This is a genomic window from Rugosimonospora acidiphila, assembly GCF_039543385.1.
GTDB lineage: Bacteria > Actinomycetota > Actinomycetes > Mycobacteriales > Micromonosporaceae > Rugosimonospora > Rugosimonospora acidiphila.
In genome coordinates this window covers 116113-132368 of record NZ_BAABJQ010000025.1, presented here as the reverse complement: position 1 = coordinate 132368, position 16256 = coordinate 116113, and the positions used below count along the sequence as shown (strand labels likewise).

Below are 16256 nucleotides of genomic sequence, written 5' to 3'. Positions count from 1 at the left end.
GCGCACCGCGCCGAAGCCGCGCCGCCGCCGGGTCCGGGGAAAGCTCGGCGCTGCCGAACTGGCTCGCTCAGGTGTTCGTCAGGGCGCGGTCGAGCAGAGGGAGCAGTCGATCCCAGTGGCGCCGCAGCGCGGAGGGGTTGAAGGCGTCGGTGTCGGACATGGTGAAGCCGTGGATGGTGCCGGGGTAGATCTCGATGGTGTGGCCGACACCCGCGGCATCCAGGGCCCGGTTGAGCTCGCCGATGGCCGAGGGCGACAGGTCTCCCTCGGCGAGGCCGAGGTGGACCTGGGCGGTGAGCTTGGGGACGAGGCGATGCGGGCTGTCGGGCGCCTGGGTAACCAAGAAGCCGGGGTGGAATCCGGCGACGGCGGCCACCCGGTCGGGATGGGCTGTTGCGGTGCGCATCGCCAAGGCGGCACCGACGCAGTAGCCGATCACGGCGACCGGTCCGGCGCTGGCCTCGGGCTGGGTGGTGAGGAACCCGAGGTACGCGTCGGCGTCGCGCAGGATCCGTTCGGTCGTGTGCGCCTCGATCAGGGGCATCAGCGCAGCGATGATCGCGGGCCGGATCTCTTCTCCGATGTGCTCGGGAAGTTCGACCACCGGTGCTGGGCCGTGCCGGTAGTAGAGGTTGGGGACCAGCACGTAGTACCCGTGCCCGGCCAGTTCGCGGGCCCTCTGCTCCAGCGCGGGCCGCACGCCGAAGGCGTCCGGGTACAACAGCACCGCTGGGTGCCGCCGGCCGTGGTCGGGGAAGGCGGCGAACGCGTCCGCCCGGCCGTCCGGGGTGGGAATCTGCAGCGTCTTGGTGGGCACGAATTCTCCTGTCGTGGTTGAGGTGTAGAGCCTGTGGTCAACACGACGGAGGCGGAGCCCGCGCGGGGCAGGATCCTCGATCGAACAGCGGGCCCGCAACGGCCCGTACGGCGCTCAGCGGAGCACCGGGTCACCGATCCGTGCGTGGCGCAATGCCGTCCCGGGAGTCATCGCCGCACAGAATAGACCATCGAACAAGGCCGGCGGCGGCTGCTGGGCGATGGCATACCGGCGACACCGATGGGAGCGGCGGGAGACGTGCGCCACATCCGCGGCCTCGCGCACAGGCCTTCGCCTGGACAAACCTCGCGCGGCACCAGGGTTTTGAGCCGGCCTGGACCGCGCACCCAGCTTGCACGCACCGAACTCACAGCTACTCGCGCCAGAGTTGCGCGATGCCAGTACGACCGACTCGACGCGATCTGATCATGGGTGGCGCGGGCCTGGCGGCCGCGGCGGCGGTCGGGGGCCTCGATCTCGCGCTCACCTCGGACTCGGCCCCAAAGCCGGCCAAGCCTGCCCCCGCGGTGCGCAACTACCTGTCCCGCACCGACCTGCGGCCACCGGTGATCTCGGTGAAGGTGGTGAACGGCGTGCTCGCCCCCGGGCTCCTGCTGGTCACTCCCAGCCCGCCGAGCGGGCAGCACGGCCCGATGATCGTGGACGAGACCGGCGAGGTGGTGTGGTTCCAGCCGGCGCCGTCCGGCCAGACCGCCACCAACTTCCAGGTGCAGACCTACCAGGGCGAACCGGTGCTGACCTGGTGGCAGGGCAAGCAGATCAGCGGGTACGGCAATGGCGAGTACGTCATCATGGACAGCAATTACCACGAGATCACCCGGCTGTCGGGCGGCCCCGGCAACGTCGACCTGCACGAGTTCCAGCTCACCTCGGCCGGCACCGCGCTGTCGACCAACTATCAGCAGAACGGCAGCCTGCTCGATTGCTTCGTCCGCGAGGTGGATGTCGCCACCGGGCGTGAGCTGATGCGGTGGCGGGCCAGCGACCACGTGTCGCTGTCCGACTCGTACCAGCCCCGTCCGAAGCCGGGCGCCGGCCCCTGGGACTTCTTCCACGTCAACGCGGTGGCCGTCGACAGCACGGACAACAACCTGCTCATCTCCAGCCGGCACCTGTGGACCGTGTTCAAGGTGCACCGGCAGACCGGCGAGGTGCTCTGGCGGCTGGGCGGCAAGCGTAGCGACTTCACCATCGCCGACGACGCCCGGTTCCACTGGCAGCACGACGTGCGCCGGCGCAGCGACGGCAAGCTGAGCGTCTTCGACAACGGGTACGGCGCGACGCAGAACGAGAAGCAGTCGCGCGGACTGATCCTCGACCTGAACGAGAGCGCGCACACCGTCAGCCTGCACCGGCAGCTGGTGCACCCCAACGCCCTGCTGGTGCAGACCCAGGGCAGCGTGCGGGAGCTGCCCGGCAACGCGTCCTTCGTCGGTTGGGGCCAGCTGCCGTACTTCTCCGAGTACGCGGCCGATGGCTCGCTGCGCTACGACGCGCAGTTGCAGGGCGGCAGCTACTCGTACCGCGCCTTCCGGTTGGACTTCCAGGGCATGCCCACCGACAACCCGGCGGTGGCCGTCACCCGGGGCACGGGTGAGCGCCAGGACGACGAGATGACCGTCCACGTCAGCTGGAACGGCGCCACCCAGGCGGCCCGTTGGGTGGTGCGCACCGGCGCCAGCAAGGACGCGCTGACCGCGGTCGCGCTGGCGCACCGGTCCGGCTTCGAGACGCCGATCCGGGTCGCCCGGCAGGACTACTTCGCCATCGACGCCCTGGACTCGTCCAACCAGGTACTGGGCAGCACCTCCCCCATCGCGGTGTCCTCGGTGCTGCGGGCGTAGCACCCGGGGACCGCGCGGCGCGCGGCCCAACACTTGCGCGCAGCCCAACACTCGCGCGCGGGGGCCAGGGGGTCGGGCGGGCGGAGTTCGGCGGCTCGAGGGTTGGGGTAGGTCAAGGATTCGGGCGGCTCAACGGTTCGGGCGGCTCAACGGTTCGGGCGTAAGCCGGCGCGGGCTGGTCCGTGGACGGGCGCGCCGGCTCGCCCGGTCACTCCTCGGGGCCCTGCGCGTCGTGCGTCACGCGGCGGGTCCGCTCGGTGTGGTCCCGCATGATGCTGGCCGCGCGGTCCTGGTCGCCGTCCGCGATGGCGCGGATCAGCTCGGCGTGCTCGTCCCACGACGAACTGCCTCGGGACGCCGCCACCGGCGTGAAATACCAGCGCACGCGGCGATCCACCAGCCGGGACAGCTCGGTGAGCACCGTGTTGTCGCCGATGTCCATCACGTAGGCGTGCAGCGCGGCGTTCGCGCCGACCATCTGCTCCAGATCCTGGACGGCGAGCGCCTTCTTGCCCGTGTCCCACAGCTGCCACAGGTGGGCGATGTCCTCGTCGGTGCGCTGCGCGGCCGCCCGCCGGGCAGACTCGGCCTCCAGCAGCGTGCGGACCGCGAGCAGGTCGTCCGCCTCCTTCTCGGTCGGCGAGTGGACGAACGCGCCCTGCCCGGGGCGCAGGTCGACCCAGCCCTCGGAGTGCAGCTGCTGGAACGCCTCACGAACCGGCTGGCGGCTGACGCCCAGCATCTCCGCCAATTCGCCCTCGCCGAGGTGCTCGCCGGGCTTGAGGGAACGACTGATGATCAGTTCAACGAGCGCGTCGAACACGGCCTGCCGGAGGGGGGCGGGCCGGGCGACGGGACCCCGGACGGCTCGGATGCCCGCGGATTTGTCAGCAGCGGCCGTCACACCCGCAGACGACTTCCTACCGTCTCTCATAGATCCAACCCTAATAATCGATACCCGGGACTCGTCCCCGGACTATTGTCTTCAATATTATGCCTACCGCCCCTCCAAACGGCGTACTAGGAACGAAACAGCTCTCGCGCGCCGCGCTTCTCGCGCAGTGCCCGCTCGTCCACTAACCAGGCTCTTCAAGCCATTCCCGCCGCCTTGCCCAAATACCGATTGGGCGTATACAGTCTACCATATGTTGGCTACGCAGTCGGGCTACGCTCCTCTGGTTCCCGCGAGTCAAGCCGACCGTTTTCGTCGCCTCGATGTCCTGCCTCCGGATGAGGCCCTGCCGTCGCTCGAAGACGTCGGCAGATGACCCGCTGGCGACCATGCCGCGCACATCCGGTCCGGATGTCGGGGCAGGAATAGACAACCTTAGCGCCCGGACCGATCCGCGTGCGGCGAGAGGGTGATGGACGCCTCAACGCCGAGGCATGGTCCCGCCCCGGCACGAATTCTCTCGTCGACCCCCCGCGCGGACCTAGCAGATTGCGAGCCGCCCAGTGACCCAGACACCAGCCAAGGACACGGTGGTGGTCAGCGCACCCCTGTCCGCGGGACTGCGTACCCGCGACGGGCTGATGATCGCCCTGACCCTCCTGACCGGTGCCACCGATGCCACGACGTTCATCAAGCTGGGCAACGTTTTCACGAGCGTGATGACCGGCAACATGGTTCTGATGGGGCTGTCCATCGGGCGGGGCGACGTGTCGGCGTTCGGCCACGCCGCGCTGGCCGTGGTGTCCTACATCGCCGGCACCATCGCCGGATCCCGGATCGTGGGTAAGCCCCGGGACGACGACCCGATCTGGCCGCTGGCGCTGACCGTGGCCCTGCTCGTCGAACTCGCCCTGTTCGTGGGGGTCGCGTGCGGCTGGTGGGCGGGTCACTCGGGTCCGACGGGCGTGTTGCAGACTGTCCTGCTCATCTTCAGCACCCTGGCGCTGGGCATCCAGAGCAGCGCGATCCTCAGGCTCAACGTGTCCGGGCTGTCCACCACGTACCTCACCGGCACCCTCACCACCGTGGTGCACTCGCTCGTCCTGCGCCGCCGTGCGCAGGGCAACGGCCGGTCGATCGGGGTGCTCTGCGCGCTGGTTCTGGGTGCGGCGCTCGGCGGGCTGCTGGCCATCCAGGTGCCCGCCGCCGCACCGGCCGTGCCGCTGGTGATCCTGGTAGGCGTGATAGTCAGCGCGCAGACGGTCCTCAACCGCTGAGCCGCTCCCCGGCCCCGAAGTGGCCCCGCCCCGTTGGGGCGGGGCCACTTCGCTTTTCCCGGCAGAGCCCCGGGCCGCTCCCCCGCCCCGCAAGGGGCGATCCCCGTGCCGGGCAAAGGGCTATCCCCTCGCACGGCAAGGACGATCCCCTCGCACGGCAAGGACGATCCCCTGGCGCGGCAAGGACGGTCCCCTCAGGTGGCGAGGACGGCCCCCTTGACTGGTGAGGACGGTCCCTCGCGTGGCGAGGGAGGCTGCCCTCGCCGGGCGAGGGACGCGCCCTTTGTCGAATGGGGAGGCGGCCCACACCCATCGCGGGTCATCCACTGCCCCGGCTCCTCAGCGGTGACAACGGATGCCGCGCTGTAGGCCCGCGGGCCTACAGCCTCGATGCCGTGCCGCGCCAACGGTTGACGGACCACCCGACGATGGCCGGAGCCCGCGGTGAGCCCGCTGGTTCCGGCCGCACCCGCCCGGCGCACACGCCTGCGGACAAACAGATCCGCCCCCTCGCCGTGGGGTGTGACGTCCACGGCAAGGGGGCGGGGTGCGGGCGGTGCAGTCCCGCACCGGTTGGGGTGCGTTACAAGGTGATCTGCGGCAGGTAGACGATGTGCGCGAACTTCAACGCCTCGTAGGTCAACAGCCACATCCCGGCCGCGGACAGCACGGAGAACACCGCGCGGAACATCAGGGTCTTGATGAACCGCCGGGTGCAGGTCATGCCGTACGCGAGACAGAACGCGGGGATCCCCCACAGGAAGCCGAACACGAAGCACACCGCGACCAGAGCGAACAGCCACACGAACGTCATGAACTCACGGGTGTACTGGCCGTGCCGGCCCCACGCGTTCTCCCGGATGGCGGCGATGCCCCCGGGCGCCACCGCGGTGGCCAGGGCGGGCTGCGCCCCGAGCGTGCCCTGCGGCCCGTTGGCGACCGCGCTCAGCACCGAACCCCGCCGACCACCCACGAGCACCGGTTCGGGCTCCGGCACCGGCGCGGCCTCGGATCCGCCGTCCGGGGCGTCCGACGGCGCCTCGGCCATGCCGGACGGGGCGTTGCGGGCGCCCCGCCACAGCACGTAGCGGCGGATGTCGTTGGGCAGCTGGATGATCGCCGGGATCGCGACCAACACCCCACCGATGATGGGCATCAGCTTGGTCGCGAGGTCGTACTGCTGCCAGCCGTAGACGACGAAGAACACCGACAGCGCGATCAGGATGCCGGTCATGATGACGCTGAGCAGCGGGAACCGGACATCGCGCCGGATCTGGTCGCGGGCCACGGCGATCCGCCGCTGCGGATCATCGATGTGGGTGAGCGTCGATGCCAGCGTGGCGGTCGCCCTGCGGCTCTCCAGCCGGATCTGTACGACCTTGACGACCAGCACCAGGATCGCGATCAGGAAGATGACGTCGGCCGCCGGGCGCGCGGTGAGGAACGAGAACCCCGAGTACACGTTGTGCGTGAGGTAGACGTTGTTCTCGAAGGTCGGACCGAGCACCAGGCCTATGACGAACGACGCGAGCGAGTACCGCAGCCGTCTCAACAGCAGCCCGAGGATGCCGAAGACGAAGACCTCGTAGACGGTGAAGTACTCGACGCTGGCCAGGAACGGGCCGAGCACCGCGAGCGCGAGGATGAACGGCACCAGGATCGGACCCGGCACCTTCGTCACCCGGGCCAGGATCGGCGCGATGATGACGCCGATGATGGTGCCCAGGATGCCGGACAGCGCGAGGATCCAGACCATCTCGTACGGCAGGCTCGGGTAACTGGTCGAGAAGCCGTACCCGGTCTTGATGCCCTTGATGGTCAGCGCGGCGATGAACAGCGAACCGCCGACGCTGCCCGGGATGCCCAGGCCGATGATCGGCACCAGGCTTCCCGCCTCCTTGGCCAGCGAGGAGCCCTCCGGCGCGATGATGCCCTCGGCGAGGCCGGTGCCCCACTGCCCCTTGCGTTTGCGCACGGTCTGCTGGGCGATGCCGTACGACATGAAGTTCGCGGCGAAGCCACCGATGCCCGGCACGATCCCGGCCAGCGAACCGACCAGGCCGGACTGGAGGAGCAGCAGCTTGTGACGGAAGGTCTCGGCGATGCCGCCGAGGACCTGCCGGCCGAAGCTGCCACCCAGCTCGATCTGTTGCGCCGGGCCGACATCCTTGCCGGTCATGTCCTGTTTAGAGGTCGTGGTGGCGGTGCCGAACACCATCGCCATCTGGGGTATCGCGAACGCGCCCAGCGCGACGGCGACCAGCGAGATGCCGCCGTAGAGCCCGACCTGGTTGAAGGTGTACCGGTAGGTGCCGGTGATCAGCGACGGTCCGACCGAGGCGACCATGATGCCCAGACCCGCCGAGATCAGCGGCTTGGCCACCGAGTTGGAGCCCAGCGTCCCGACCAGGATCACGGCCAGCAGCACCAGGGCGACGTACTCCGGCGGATGGAACAGGTTGGGCAGGCGGTCGATGATCTGGACGAACCCGATCAGCACCAGGCAGCCGATGACGCCGCCCACCATGGTCGACGCGGCCGAGATGCCCAGCGCCCGGCCGGGCCGACCGTTGCGAGCCATGGGGAATCCGTCGAAGGTGACCGCGAACGCCTCGGGGTGAGCCGGGGTATTAAGCAGAATCGAGGTCACCGACGCGGAGAAATAACTTCCGGCGTGCGCACCGAGAAACAGGCACAGGGTGCCGGTCAGGTCGATGTGGTACGCCAATGACAGCACGATACTGAGCACGACTGAACCGCCGAGCCCGGGAATCACGCCAATGAATACGCCAAGTACCGAGCCCAATACCAGATAGGCAATGGCCGAGCCACTATTGAGCGCGGTTAGCCCGTGGACAAGGTTGTGCAGCATCGCAGAACCGATCCTTAAACTCTCATCGGCTTCGGGGGCGGCGGGCCGAAATCGTTTCGGGCCGGTGCCGGAGTGGGACTGGTTTTAGAAGGTGGGCATCTTGACGTAGAAGAACTCGGTGGGCTCGAGAGCCTCGAGAGTCTCCGGCGTCTCGGCCGCCTCGCTGCTGAACGCGCTGAGCCGCGGGTGAGCCTGGCCGTCGTGCTGGACCGAGCCCTCCTTCAGGAACAGCACCTCGGCCGCGCGCTCGGCGCCGAAGCGCAGCGACGCGCCCGCGTCCACCTTGATGAACCCGATGCGTACGTCGCGCTCGCTGAACGTGCCCAGCCGCTTGTGCGAGACGCCGGGGACGTTCTCGTCCTTGATCCAGTCAAAGTTGGCAGGGTTGATCATGATGAGGTCTTCGTACCGGGACGGCGGGTAGACCATCTTCTCGTTGAACATCTGCTCCCAGACCGCCTCGCCGGCGTCCTGGTTGTGGTGCGTGCCCTGCTCGTCGACCCAGCTGAAGATGCCGTTGCTGAACGTGCCCTTGGTCTTGAGCACATCCATGGCCGCCTTGCGCTGCGGGATGCTGTAGAAGCCCCGCCCGCTCGGGCCGCCGTACTGCAGCACGACCATCTTGAGGTTCGGGCTCATCACCTGCGGGCCGTAGTAGGCCGACTCGGGGAAGTAGCCGACCCAGCCGGCGCGCAGGACCTTGTTCTTTCCGATCGAGTAGTCGCCCTCCAGCGGGTGGCGCACCTGCTCGAACGCGTGCCGGTGGCGGGGCGTGGCCCACTCGGAGCCCTTCTCGCCGTAGGAGTACGCCAGCTTGTAGTTGTCCGCGGCGTTCTCCCGGCCGGTCAGCAGGGCCTTGACGGTGCGCTCCCCGCTGCGGATGTTGCCGGCGACCTCGTAGAAGCTGTCCGCGAGGTCGGCGTGATTGATCTTCATAGCATCCTCAGTCTCACGAGTTCGGGTCGGATTCACCGGAGGGGTCCGGGGGCGCCGCCACCGCGGCTCCCCCGGACCCACCCAGATCAGCTCTTGTAACCGGTCACCGCGTTGGAGATGGCGCCCTGGAGACTGATGTCCTGATCGATCGCTGCCGCGGTGTCGGCCGGCGACAGGTAGCCGGGAGACAGGTTGGCGTTGATGAACGCCTTCTGGGCACCCTGGTCGTTGATCGCGGACTTGAACGCCGCGGCCAGCGAGGCCACCGCGCCGGGCGGGGTACCGGCCGGGGAGAAGACGACCTGGTTGACGGCCTTGGCGCCGAACAGGGCCAGCATGGCCTGCAGCGCCTGCTGCTGCTGGGCCGTCTGGGGCTTGTGCTGCGCGGCGTACGTCGCGATGTCCGGCACGTCCTTGAGCTGGGCGTAGCCCGCGGTGCCCGCCGGGATCGGCGAGGTCACCAGCAGCGGCCGGGCCTTACCCGCGGCGATCGAGGAGGCCAGCCCGGGGACCTGGTTGACGGCGAACTCCGCGTCGCCGCGCAGGAACCCGGCGACCTGGTCCGGCACGCTGGCGTACCCGGAGATCAGCTTGGCCTTGATCCCGTAGGCGCCGAAGACACCCTTCTGCAGGATGTCGATCGATCCGGAGTAGTCCGCCGACTTCACCGACGGCGCGGCCTTGACCAGGTCGTCGAAGGTCTTGTACTTCGAGTTCGGCTGCACCACCACGACGTCGGGGTTGATCGGGAGGCCGGCGATGAAGGCCTCCTTGCGCATGTCGAAGTTGATCCCCGGCTGCTTGGTGGCGGCGTTGGAGACGTTCGCGCTGACGTTCAGGGTCCCGATCGTCAGGCCGTTGTTCGGAGCGGCGGCGGCCTGGTTCTGGCCGGCGATGGTGGCGCCGGCCGGGATCGAGACGATGTTGACGGTGGCGTGCAAATACTTACCGACCAGCGGTCCGAGGATCGTCGCGGTCGTGTAGAAGCTCGCACCGGGCGCACCCGGAACGTCCCAGGTGATCGTCTTACCGCTGTAATACTGCGGATCGGGAGAGGCCGACGCGGCCGACGCACCCGAGGCCCCCGAGCCGGTGCTCGAGTCCGCCTTCTGCGCACAACCCGCCAGGCCACCGGCCAGAACCAACGCCGACAGCGCTACTCGCGCGGGCTTTGCGATGGAAACGATGCGGCGACGCGGGGTGGAAACAATGGATTTCATCAATTTCCTCTCAGCGGATGGTCGCTTCGAACAAGCAAGCGTCCGGTCATCACGAAGCCAGCGAGATCACATGCCGACTCTGCAATGCGGTAGACAGTAGACTGTATACTCCGGCCAGGCAATAGTTTTCCGAGTCGAAACCTCACGGACTCGGGAACGACCATTGCCGCAGGTAGGCAGCCATCGAGCGACCCACGACGGGGTCCCCCAAGGTGGAACAGGTTGCTTGACCCGGGCGCGGTGAGCGTGGCAATCCCGCCCCTGATCCGCCGGCGAACGGCGCGGGGTCTCCCCAACGCCGGTCGGCCGCGGGAGTTCGAGCCCCGGTCACGGATCGGGGATCGAGGAGCATCCGGCCAGCGCACGGTGCTCTCGACGACGTCACGAACTCCTGCGGCCCCACGCCACCGCCCTCTCCGGGGAATGTCAAACGTTCGTTAGGTCCTCTGTATACACCACACTAACTACAAAAATACAGAGACCCGGGGACGGATTCCCGGACCGGCCGGACCGCCGATCGGGCGCGGCTAGACGAAACGGACGGCCACCTCGCCGATCGGCCCGAAGCTCGCCCGCCACTCGCCGGGTCCGCTGACGACCGCGGGCGGCAGCAGGGAACCGGTGATCACGCGCTGGCCCGGCTCCAGGGCGAGGCCGAAGCGCGCCAGCTCGCGGCAGGCGCGGGTCAGCGACAGGTACGGGTCGTCGAGGATGTCCGGGGTCGACGTCGCGGTGCCGACCGGCTCGCCGTCGCGCAGCAGCCCGACCGTGAGCGAGTCCAGCGCCACGCCGGCCGGGTGCTCGGGGCCGACCACTATCCCCCACTGGCCCAGCGCGTCGGCCACCCGGATCACGGGCCGGCGAAGCTCGCCGGGAACGCGCTTCTCCAGCACCTCGAACGAGGCGGCGACCGAGACGACCGCGGCGCGCGCCTGTTCTACGGTGACGTCGGTGCCGCTCAACCGCTCGCCGATGGTCAGGCAGATCTCGGGCTCGACCGACGGGGTACCCATCGCCGACAGCGACACCTCGGCACCGGAGGCCAGCACCCGGCCGGCCAGCACGAAGCCGAACGGCCGGACGCCGGCGCCCATGCTGTCGCGGCCGTCCCGCGAGGTGAGCCCGACCTTCCAGCCGCCCACCCGCTGGCCGGCCTGCCGGTGACGGTCGAGCACGGCCAATTGGATCGCCTCACCGTCGACGACCGAGGCGCCGTCGTACCGGTCGAACACCTCCGCCCGCCCCGGATCGAGGCGGCCGGCCTGCGCCGCGGCGTACATGACGTCGGCGGCGGCGCTGTGATCGGAGTTCATTCGGCGTGGTCCCTTCGCTCCGCGCCGGCAGCCGTTGACTCCCGGCGCTCGGTATTTTGCATACTGTAGCGAATATGTCGTCGGGACGAACGGCTGCCGGGGACGGAGCCAAGACACGAACCGGCGGGCGCGAAGCCGCGGGTACACGAGACCGGCCGGCCCGGACGCGTCGCGCGTCTCGAACCGGCCGGTCGGTCGTTCGTAGGCGGACCCGGGCGCGGGCCGCGACCGAGGATCAGGGCGCGGGCGCGCTCACCAGCTGCCCCGATGGTCGGGCACCAGGAACACCAGCGGGATCGCCAAGATCAGCAGCCCGGCGAAGGCCGCGAAGATGTGCGCCTGCGCGATGCCGGGATCGGCGCTGCGCGCCACGATCGTCGTCGTCACCGAGACCGCCATGATGGCGCCCGACTGCCGGAACATGCCGCGCAGCCCGGCGATCGCCGCCACCTGGTCGGGGGCCAGCTGCATGCTGGCGTTGTTCGAGGCCGGGGTGGACATGCCCATACCGACGCCGGTGATGGCCGCGGCGACCGCGAGCCACAGGTACGGCGTCAGGCCCCGGGGGGTGGTCGACATCAGGGCCAGCCCGCCGGCCACGACGACGAACCCGACGATCATCGGCAGCTGGTACCCGGTGCGCCGCAGGGCGGCGACCGCCAGCGCGGCCACGCAGATCATGCCCACCGCGCGGGCGGTCAGCAGCGTACCGGCCGCGAGCGCGGTGATCCCGAACCGGTTCTCGGCGTACAGCGGCACCAGCGCGCCGAATCCGAGCGCCGCCGCGCCGTACAGCAGGTTGATCAGGTTCATCGTCCCGAAGCCCCGGCCGCGCAGCAGCTGGAACGGGATGAACGGCGCCGGGTACGTGCGCGAGTGCCGCACGAACAGCCAGGCGGCGACGAGGGCGACCGCCTCGGAGCCCAGGAAGACGGGACTGTCCAGCGAGACGCTGGCGCTGCCGAGGTAAGTGATGCCGAACATCGCGGAGAGGATCAGCAGGCCGAGCAGCAGCACGCCGCGCAGGTCGGTACGGGCGGTACGCCGGGTCACGCCGCGCGGAATGAAGATCGTGGCCAACACGATGAGCACGATCCCGATCGGCACGTTGACCAGGAAGATACCGCGCCAGGACCAGGCGGCCACGAAGGCGCCTCCGATGATCGGCCCGACGATGCCGCCGATCGGGAAGATGCTGCTGAACATGCCGAGCGCCCGGTCGCGGTCCTTACCGAAGTGGTCGGAGACGATCCCGGTGGCCGAGGGCATGAAGGCACCGCCGCCGATCGCCTGCACCGCCCGCAGTACCACCAGGGTCTGGATGTTGGTGGCGAAGCCGCAGGACAACGACGCGGCGATGAACACGACGGCGGCGATCAGGAAGACCTTCTTGCGGCCGAACTGATCGCTGATCTTCCCGGCGAGCGGCATGGCCATGACCTGCCCGAGGGCGTAGATCGTGATGGTCCAGCCGCTCCAGTTGATGTGAGCGCTGAAATCGTGTTCGATGGCCGGCAAGGCGGTGGCCACGATCGTCTGGTCGATCGAGCTCATGAACAGCGCTATCGACACGATCGCGAAGATCAGACGGCGGTGAGGCAGAACTTCGGGCAGGGCATCGGTCGGAGTGGGTCCGGCGGCACTCGTGCGCCCGCCGACGATCCGCTGGTCCGACTCGACCCTGCTCACGCCGGATCAGGCTGGGGATCCGGCCGTTTCATCGCAGACGTGGGAAATGGTTCGGGGTGGGGTCTCCGCCCCGTTGGTTCAGTGGAGCCCATGATCTGCGATATTAATTGCTTGCCGACAAGCAATCAACCTTGGGGAGCTGTGATGGAGGCCGAACACGTGGCCCGCCTGCGAAGAGTCATCGGCAGGCTCGCCCGGCAGCTGAACGTGACGTCGACCGGCGAGGGGCTCACCCCGAGCCAGGCCTCGGTGCTCGGACTGGTCGCGGTCCGGGGGCCGATCGGCCTCGCTGAGCTCGGCGAACTCGAGGGACTCAACCCGAGCATGCTGTCCCGGATCGTGCGCCGGCTGGACGACGACGGGCTGATCCGCCGGCTGTCCGACCCAGCCGACCTGCGCGCGGTCCGGGTGGAGATCACACCCGCGGGCCAGCTGGTACACGATCGCCTCCGCGACCTACGCACCAAGGTCGTCTCGGACTGCCTCGACCGGCTGCCGGCCGCCACCGTCGACACCCTGTCCGCGGCGCTGGCGGCGCTGGAGGCGCTCGCCGACGAGCTGAAGTCGGCGGGCTCCACGCTCACGACGTGACCCCGCCGCCCGACGGGTCCGCGGGTCGGTCGTGGGGCAGCGCCACGTACGGGAACTGGTCGCCGAACGGCAGGTCATTGGCGTTGACCTTGTCGCCGGCGGCCAGCCGCGACACCCGCGTGCCGGTCTGCGCGGCACCCTCCAGCTCCTGCAGCTCGATGTCGACCACGTCGTCGGTCAGCCGCCGCCCGTTGGGAAACCCCTGGTCGTCGCCTGCCAGCACGCCAAGCCGCCGCGGCTGCGCGGTCACCGGTACGCCCAGGTTCAGCCGCAGTTCCTCGGCGGGTACGACCGCCGCGCTCTCCATGTCGCGGTTGAGGACCTGGCCGTTGAGGTCGGTCGGGATCGGCGCCACCGTGCCATCCAGCGTGGGCGCCTCCTTCGCCAGGCCGGTCAGGAAGATCTCGGCCAGGTCGTTGCGCGGCGCCGCCGGCGCCGGTATCCCGTAGCTCGACTCCAGCAGCCTGGGCACCTCGGGATCGGTGATCCTGCCCAGCAGCGCCTGGTTCTGCGCGTCCTGGTCGGGCGGACTGCCGTCGAAGGCGTCCTTCATGTCGGCCGTCGAGATGATCTGATTGATCAGGGGGTTTCCCATCCGCGACACCTGCACCATGCCGCCGGACGGGGCGGTCTGCCCGGGTGCCGGCGGTTGGCTGGGCCGCCCGGCGGAGCTCCACACGCCGATGACCGGGTTGCGCCCCGGGTCGCCGCCCATTGCCACGTCGGACTTGGGCACCTGCAGCGCGATCGTCTGCACGTTGTACCCGGCCAGGCCGTCGCGGCCGCGTTCGGACAGGTCCCCGCCGTAGAACCGATCGAACAGGCGCAGATCCAGGAAGGCCGGATCGTCGGCCTGCCCGGCGAAGGCCCGGCCGCCACCCTTGATCGGCATGATGGCCTGGCGGCGCAGCCCCGCGTAGTCCGGCATCGACGCCGCGCCGGTGTCCGACGGCGCCGCCACGCCGTGGCCGACCAGCGTGGTGGAGCGGCCGTCACGGATCTGGGTCAGCGTGTACGACTGCTTGAACAGCAGGTCCGGGTCGTCGAGGTCGTCAACCGGCCCGCTGTCGTACCGGAACGTGGTGCCGCCGCGCTTGTCCACGTCGGTGAACACCCACCGGTACGTGACGTCGGGCCGGGCGTCGCCGTCGCTGTCGACGTTGATGTCGTAGTGCGCCCCGGGCAGGAACGAGTAGAAGTCCGGTCCCCCGCCGCCCGGAATCTCGAACGGCTGCCAGTCGGCGATCAGCGTCACCGTGTCCTGGTCCTCCGGGCTGACGAACGCGTACACGTCCGCGGCGTCCAGCCGCGGGTCGGCGGCGGCCAGCGACGCTTCCCGGTAGGCGGGCGCGCCGGGCGGCGGCCCGACGAGCCCGGTGGGGGCGACCGGGCCGGGCCCCACAGGACCGAGCGCCACCGGACCGAGCACCGCCAGGCCGACGACCGCCGCGCCGGCCAGGGCCGGGCCGAGCGGGGCGGCGGCCGGGTGGCCCGGGCGCCGTCCCCGCGACCGGATGAGCGCCGCGCTTTCCCGCATAACAATCAGAAAAGCGCAAGGAAGGCGTTAATACGGTCGAATACTCATATTCGGGATGGGCGGCTGCGACGGGGGCGGCGCGCGCCACCCCCGCGAGGCAACTACGACAGCACGCCGAGGTCGGTCAGGGACGCGACCAGGGTGGCCCGGTCCGCGTCGCCGAGCGGCCGGCGCGGCGAGACCATCCACGGGTCGCAGATCCCGGCGGCGGCGACGGCGGCCTTCATCCCGGTCGGCGTACCGCCCAGCCGGCACGCGGTGACGATGCGCCGCAGCCTCGTCTCGATGCGCCGCGCCTCGTCCAGGTCGCCCGCGGCGATCGCGGCGGCGATGCCGGCCGGCAGTTCGGGGACGAGGTTGGCGCTCGCGCAGATCGTCCCCCGGGCACCGGCGATCAGCGAGGCGACCAGCATGGCGTCCGTCCCGGTGAACACGCCGAAACGCTCGGCCGGTACGCCCGCCGCGGCCAGCGCGTCGAGCAGGCTGGTGAGGTACCCGAAGTCCTTGCACGAGTCCTTCACGCCGACCACCCTCGGGTGCGCGGCGAGTTCGGTGAGCACCGCGGTCGCGAGCGAGACCTTGGTGAACGCCGGGATGTTGTAGAAGATCAGCGGCAGCGCCGAGCCGTCGGCGACCCGGGTGAGGTAGTCGCGCTGCTCGGCGGCGTTGAGCGGGTAGTAGCTCGGCGGGGCGAGGAGCGCACCGGTGGCACCCCGCTCCGCGTAGGCGGCGATCTCGTCGATCGCCTGCTCGTGGCTGTGCGCGAACACCCCGCAGATCACCGGGGTACCGTCCGGCACGGTACGCACGACGGTGTCGGTGGCGGCCAGCCGCTCGGACAGCGGAAGGCTGTAGCCCTCCCCCGTCGAGCCGAGCGGGCTGATGCCCGTCACGCCGCCAGCGAGCGTCCGCTTCACCAGCCGTTCGAGCGAGACGTGGTCGACCCGCCCCTGTTCGTCGACCGGGGTCAGCAACGCCACCGTCACGTCAGCGGGGTTCGCCATCCTGGGACCGCCTCTCCATTGTCGGATCCTCTGTATACCGCATATGATCTACAATCGCTCGTGAGGAGCGACCCGGGTCACACCCCGCGCCACCCGCCGACCGACAGGACCCACCCGCCGCCGCTCCCCCGGTCGCCCGGTCGCCCGCGCAGCCGGTCGATTCGCGGCCGTCGGTCGCTGGCGGAGCGCGAAATACTGGATATTGTAGTGTGCATACAAGACGCCGACCCGAGTCCAGTCAGG

At 69.7% G+C, this 16256-nt stretch carries 12 protein-coding genes; 3 read left to right on the top strand and 9 right to left on the bottom strand.

Annotated features, from left to right (window positions below):
* Positions 1-67 precede the first annotated feature (67 nt).
* Positions 68-817: a dienelactone hydrolase family protein gene (locus ABEA87_RS32165; RefSeq protein ID WP_345636030.1), complete on the bottom strand. Its 750-nt coding sequence runs from the start codon at positions 815-817 to the stop codon at positions 68-70.
* A 395-nt stretch (positions 818-1212) separates the two neighbouring features.
* Between ABEA87_RS32165 and ABEA87_RS32160 the strand changes: the two genes are divergently transcribed.
* On the top strand, positions 1213-2682 hold the full coding sequence (locus ABEA87_RS32160; RefSeq protein ID WP_345636028.1) for an arylsulfotransferase family protein: 1470 nt from the start codon (positions 1213-1215) through the stop codon (positions 2680-2682).
* Between the two features lie 208 nt (positions 2683-2890).
* Here ABEA87_RS32160 and ABEA87_RS32155 read toward each other — a convergent pair whose 3' ends face one another.
* Complete coding sequence (locus ABEA87_RS32155; protein WP_345636027.1) at positions 2891-3505, bottom strand: GntR family transcriptional regulator; 615 nt, start codon at positions 3503-3505, stop codon at positions 2891-2893.
* A gap of 632 nt (positions 3506-4137) precedes the next feature.
* On the opposite strand from ABEA87_RS32155, the gene ABEA87_RS32150 reads away from it, so the two are divergent.
* Positions 4138-4851, top strand: coding sequence for a YoaK family protein (locus tag ABEA87_RS32150; protein WP_345636025.1), 714 nt, complete (start codon positions 4138-4140; stop codon positions 4849-4851).
* 583 nt (positions 4852-5434) lie between these two features.
* On the opposite strand, the gene ABEA87_RS32145 is transcribed toward ABEA87_RS32150, so the two are convergent.
* The 5 genes from ABEA87_RS32145 to ABEA87_RS32125 form a co-directional block, all read right to left on the bottom strand.
* Positions 5435-7723, bottom strand: coding sequence for a tripartite tricarboxylate transporter permease (locus ABEA87_RS32145; protein ID WP_345636023.1), 2289 nt, complete (start codon positions 7721-7723; stop codon positions 5435-5437).
* An 84-nt stretch (positions 7724-7807) separates the two neighbouring features.
* Positions 7808-8659, bottom strand: a complete 852-nt coding sequence (locus tag ABEA87_RS32140) for a hypothetical protein (RefSeq protein ID WP_345636021.1) — start codon at positions 8657-8659, stop codon at positions 7808-7810.
* 86 nt (positions 8660-8745) lie between these two features.
* Positions 8746-9879 carry a tripartite tricarboxylate transporter substrate-binding protein gene (locus tag ABEA87_RS32135; protein WP_345636019.1) on the bottom strand — a complete coding sequence of 378 codons (1134 nt, stop codon included), beginning with the start codon at positions 9877-9879 and terminating at the stop codon, positions 8746-8748.
* 527 nt (positions 9880-10406) lie between these two features.
* Positions 10407-11192: a 2-keto-4-pentenoate hydratase gene (locus ABEA87_RS32130; protein ID WP_345636018.1), complete on the bottom strand. Its 786-nt coding sequence runs from the start codon at positions 11190-11192 to the stop codon at positions 10407-10409.
* A 252-nt stretch (positions 11193-11444) separates the two neighbouring features.
* The gene (locus ABEA87_RS32125; protein ID WP_345636016.1) at positions 11445-12881 is read right to left on the bottom strand and encodes an MFS transporter; all 1437 of its coding nucleotides are present in this window, start codon (positions 12879-12881) and stop codon (positions 11445-11447) included.
* A 144-nt stretch (positions 12882-13025) separates the two neighbouring features.
* Here ABEA87_RS32125 and ABEA87_RS32120 point away from each other — a divergent pair, with 144 nt between their 5' ends.
* Entirely contained in the window at positions 13026-13472 is a 447-nt protein-coding gene (locus ABEA87_RS32120; protein ID WP_345636014.1) for a MarR family winged helix-turn-helix transcriptional regulator, read from the top strand.
* Here the strand turns inward: ABEA87_RS32120 and ABEA87_RS32115 are convergent.
* Together ABEA87_RS32115 and ABEA87_RS32110 are read right to left on the bottom strand one after the other, a co-directional pair.
* Positions 13462-15009 carry a DUF4331 domain-containing protein gene (locus ABEA87_RS32115; protein ID WP_345636012.1) on the bottom strand — a complete coding sequence of 516 codons (1548 nt, stop codon included), beginning with the start codon at positions 15007-15009 and terminating at the stop codon, positions 13462-13464. The two genes, ABEA87_RS32120 and ABEA87_RS32115, sit on opposite strands and share 11 nt — an antisense overlap.
* Positions 15010-15110: 101 nt before the next feature.
* A complete protein-coding gene (locus ABEA87_RS32110) occupies positions 15111-16013 on the bottom strand; it encodes a dihydrodipicolinate synthase family protein (protein ID WP_345636010.1) in 903 nt (300 codons plus the stop codon).
* Positions 16014-16256: the final 243 nt, after the last annotated feature.

Bases quoted from the DNA above. Each gene is read 5' to 3' on its own strand.
- ABEA87_RS32160 (WP_345636028.1), top strand. From the start codon at position 1,213: ATGCCAGTACGACCGACTCGACGCGATCTGATCATGGGTGGCGCGGGC.
- ABEA87_RS32145 (WP_345636023.1), bottom strand. From the start codon at position 7,723: ATGCTGCACAACCTTGTCCACGGGCTAACCGCGCTCAATAGTGGCTCG.
- ABEA87_RS32140 (WP_345636021.1), bottom strand. From the start codon at position 8,659: ATGAAGATCAATCACGCCGACCTCGCGGACAGCTTCTACGAGGTCGCC.
- ABEA87_RS32135 (WP_345636019.1), bottom strand. From the start codon at position 9,879: ATGAAATCCATTGTTTCCACCCCGCGTCGCCGCATCGTTTCCATCGCA.
- ABEA87_RS32130 (WP_345636018.1), bottom strand. From the start codon at position 11,192: ATGAACTCCGATCACAGCGCCGCCGCCGACGTCATGTACGCCGCGGCG.
- ABEA87_RS32120 (WP_345636014.1), top strand. From the start codon at position 13,026: ATGGAGGCCGAACACGTGGCCCGCCTGCGAAGAGTCATCGGCAGGCTC.
- ABEA87_RS32115 (WP_345636012.1), bottom strand. From the start codon at position 15,009: ATGCGGGAAAGCGCGGCGCTCATCCGGTCGCGGGGACGGCGCCCGGGC.
- ABEA87_RS32110 (WP_345636010.1), bottom strand. From the start codon at position 16,013: ATGGCGAACCCCGCTGACGTGACGGTGGCGTTGCTGACCCCGGTCGAC.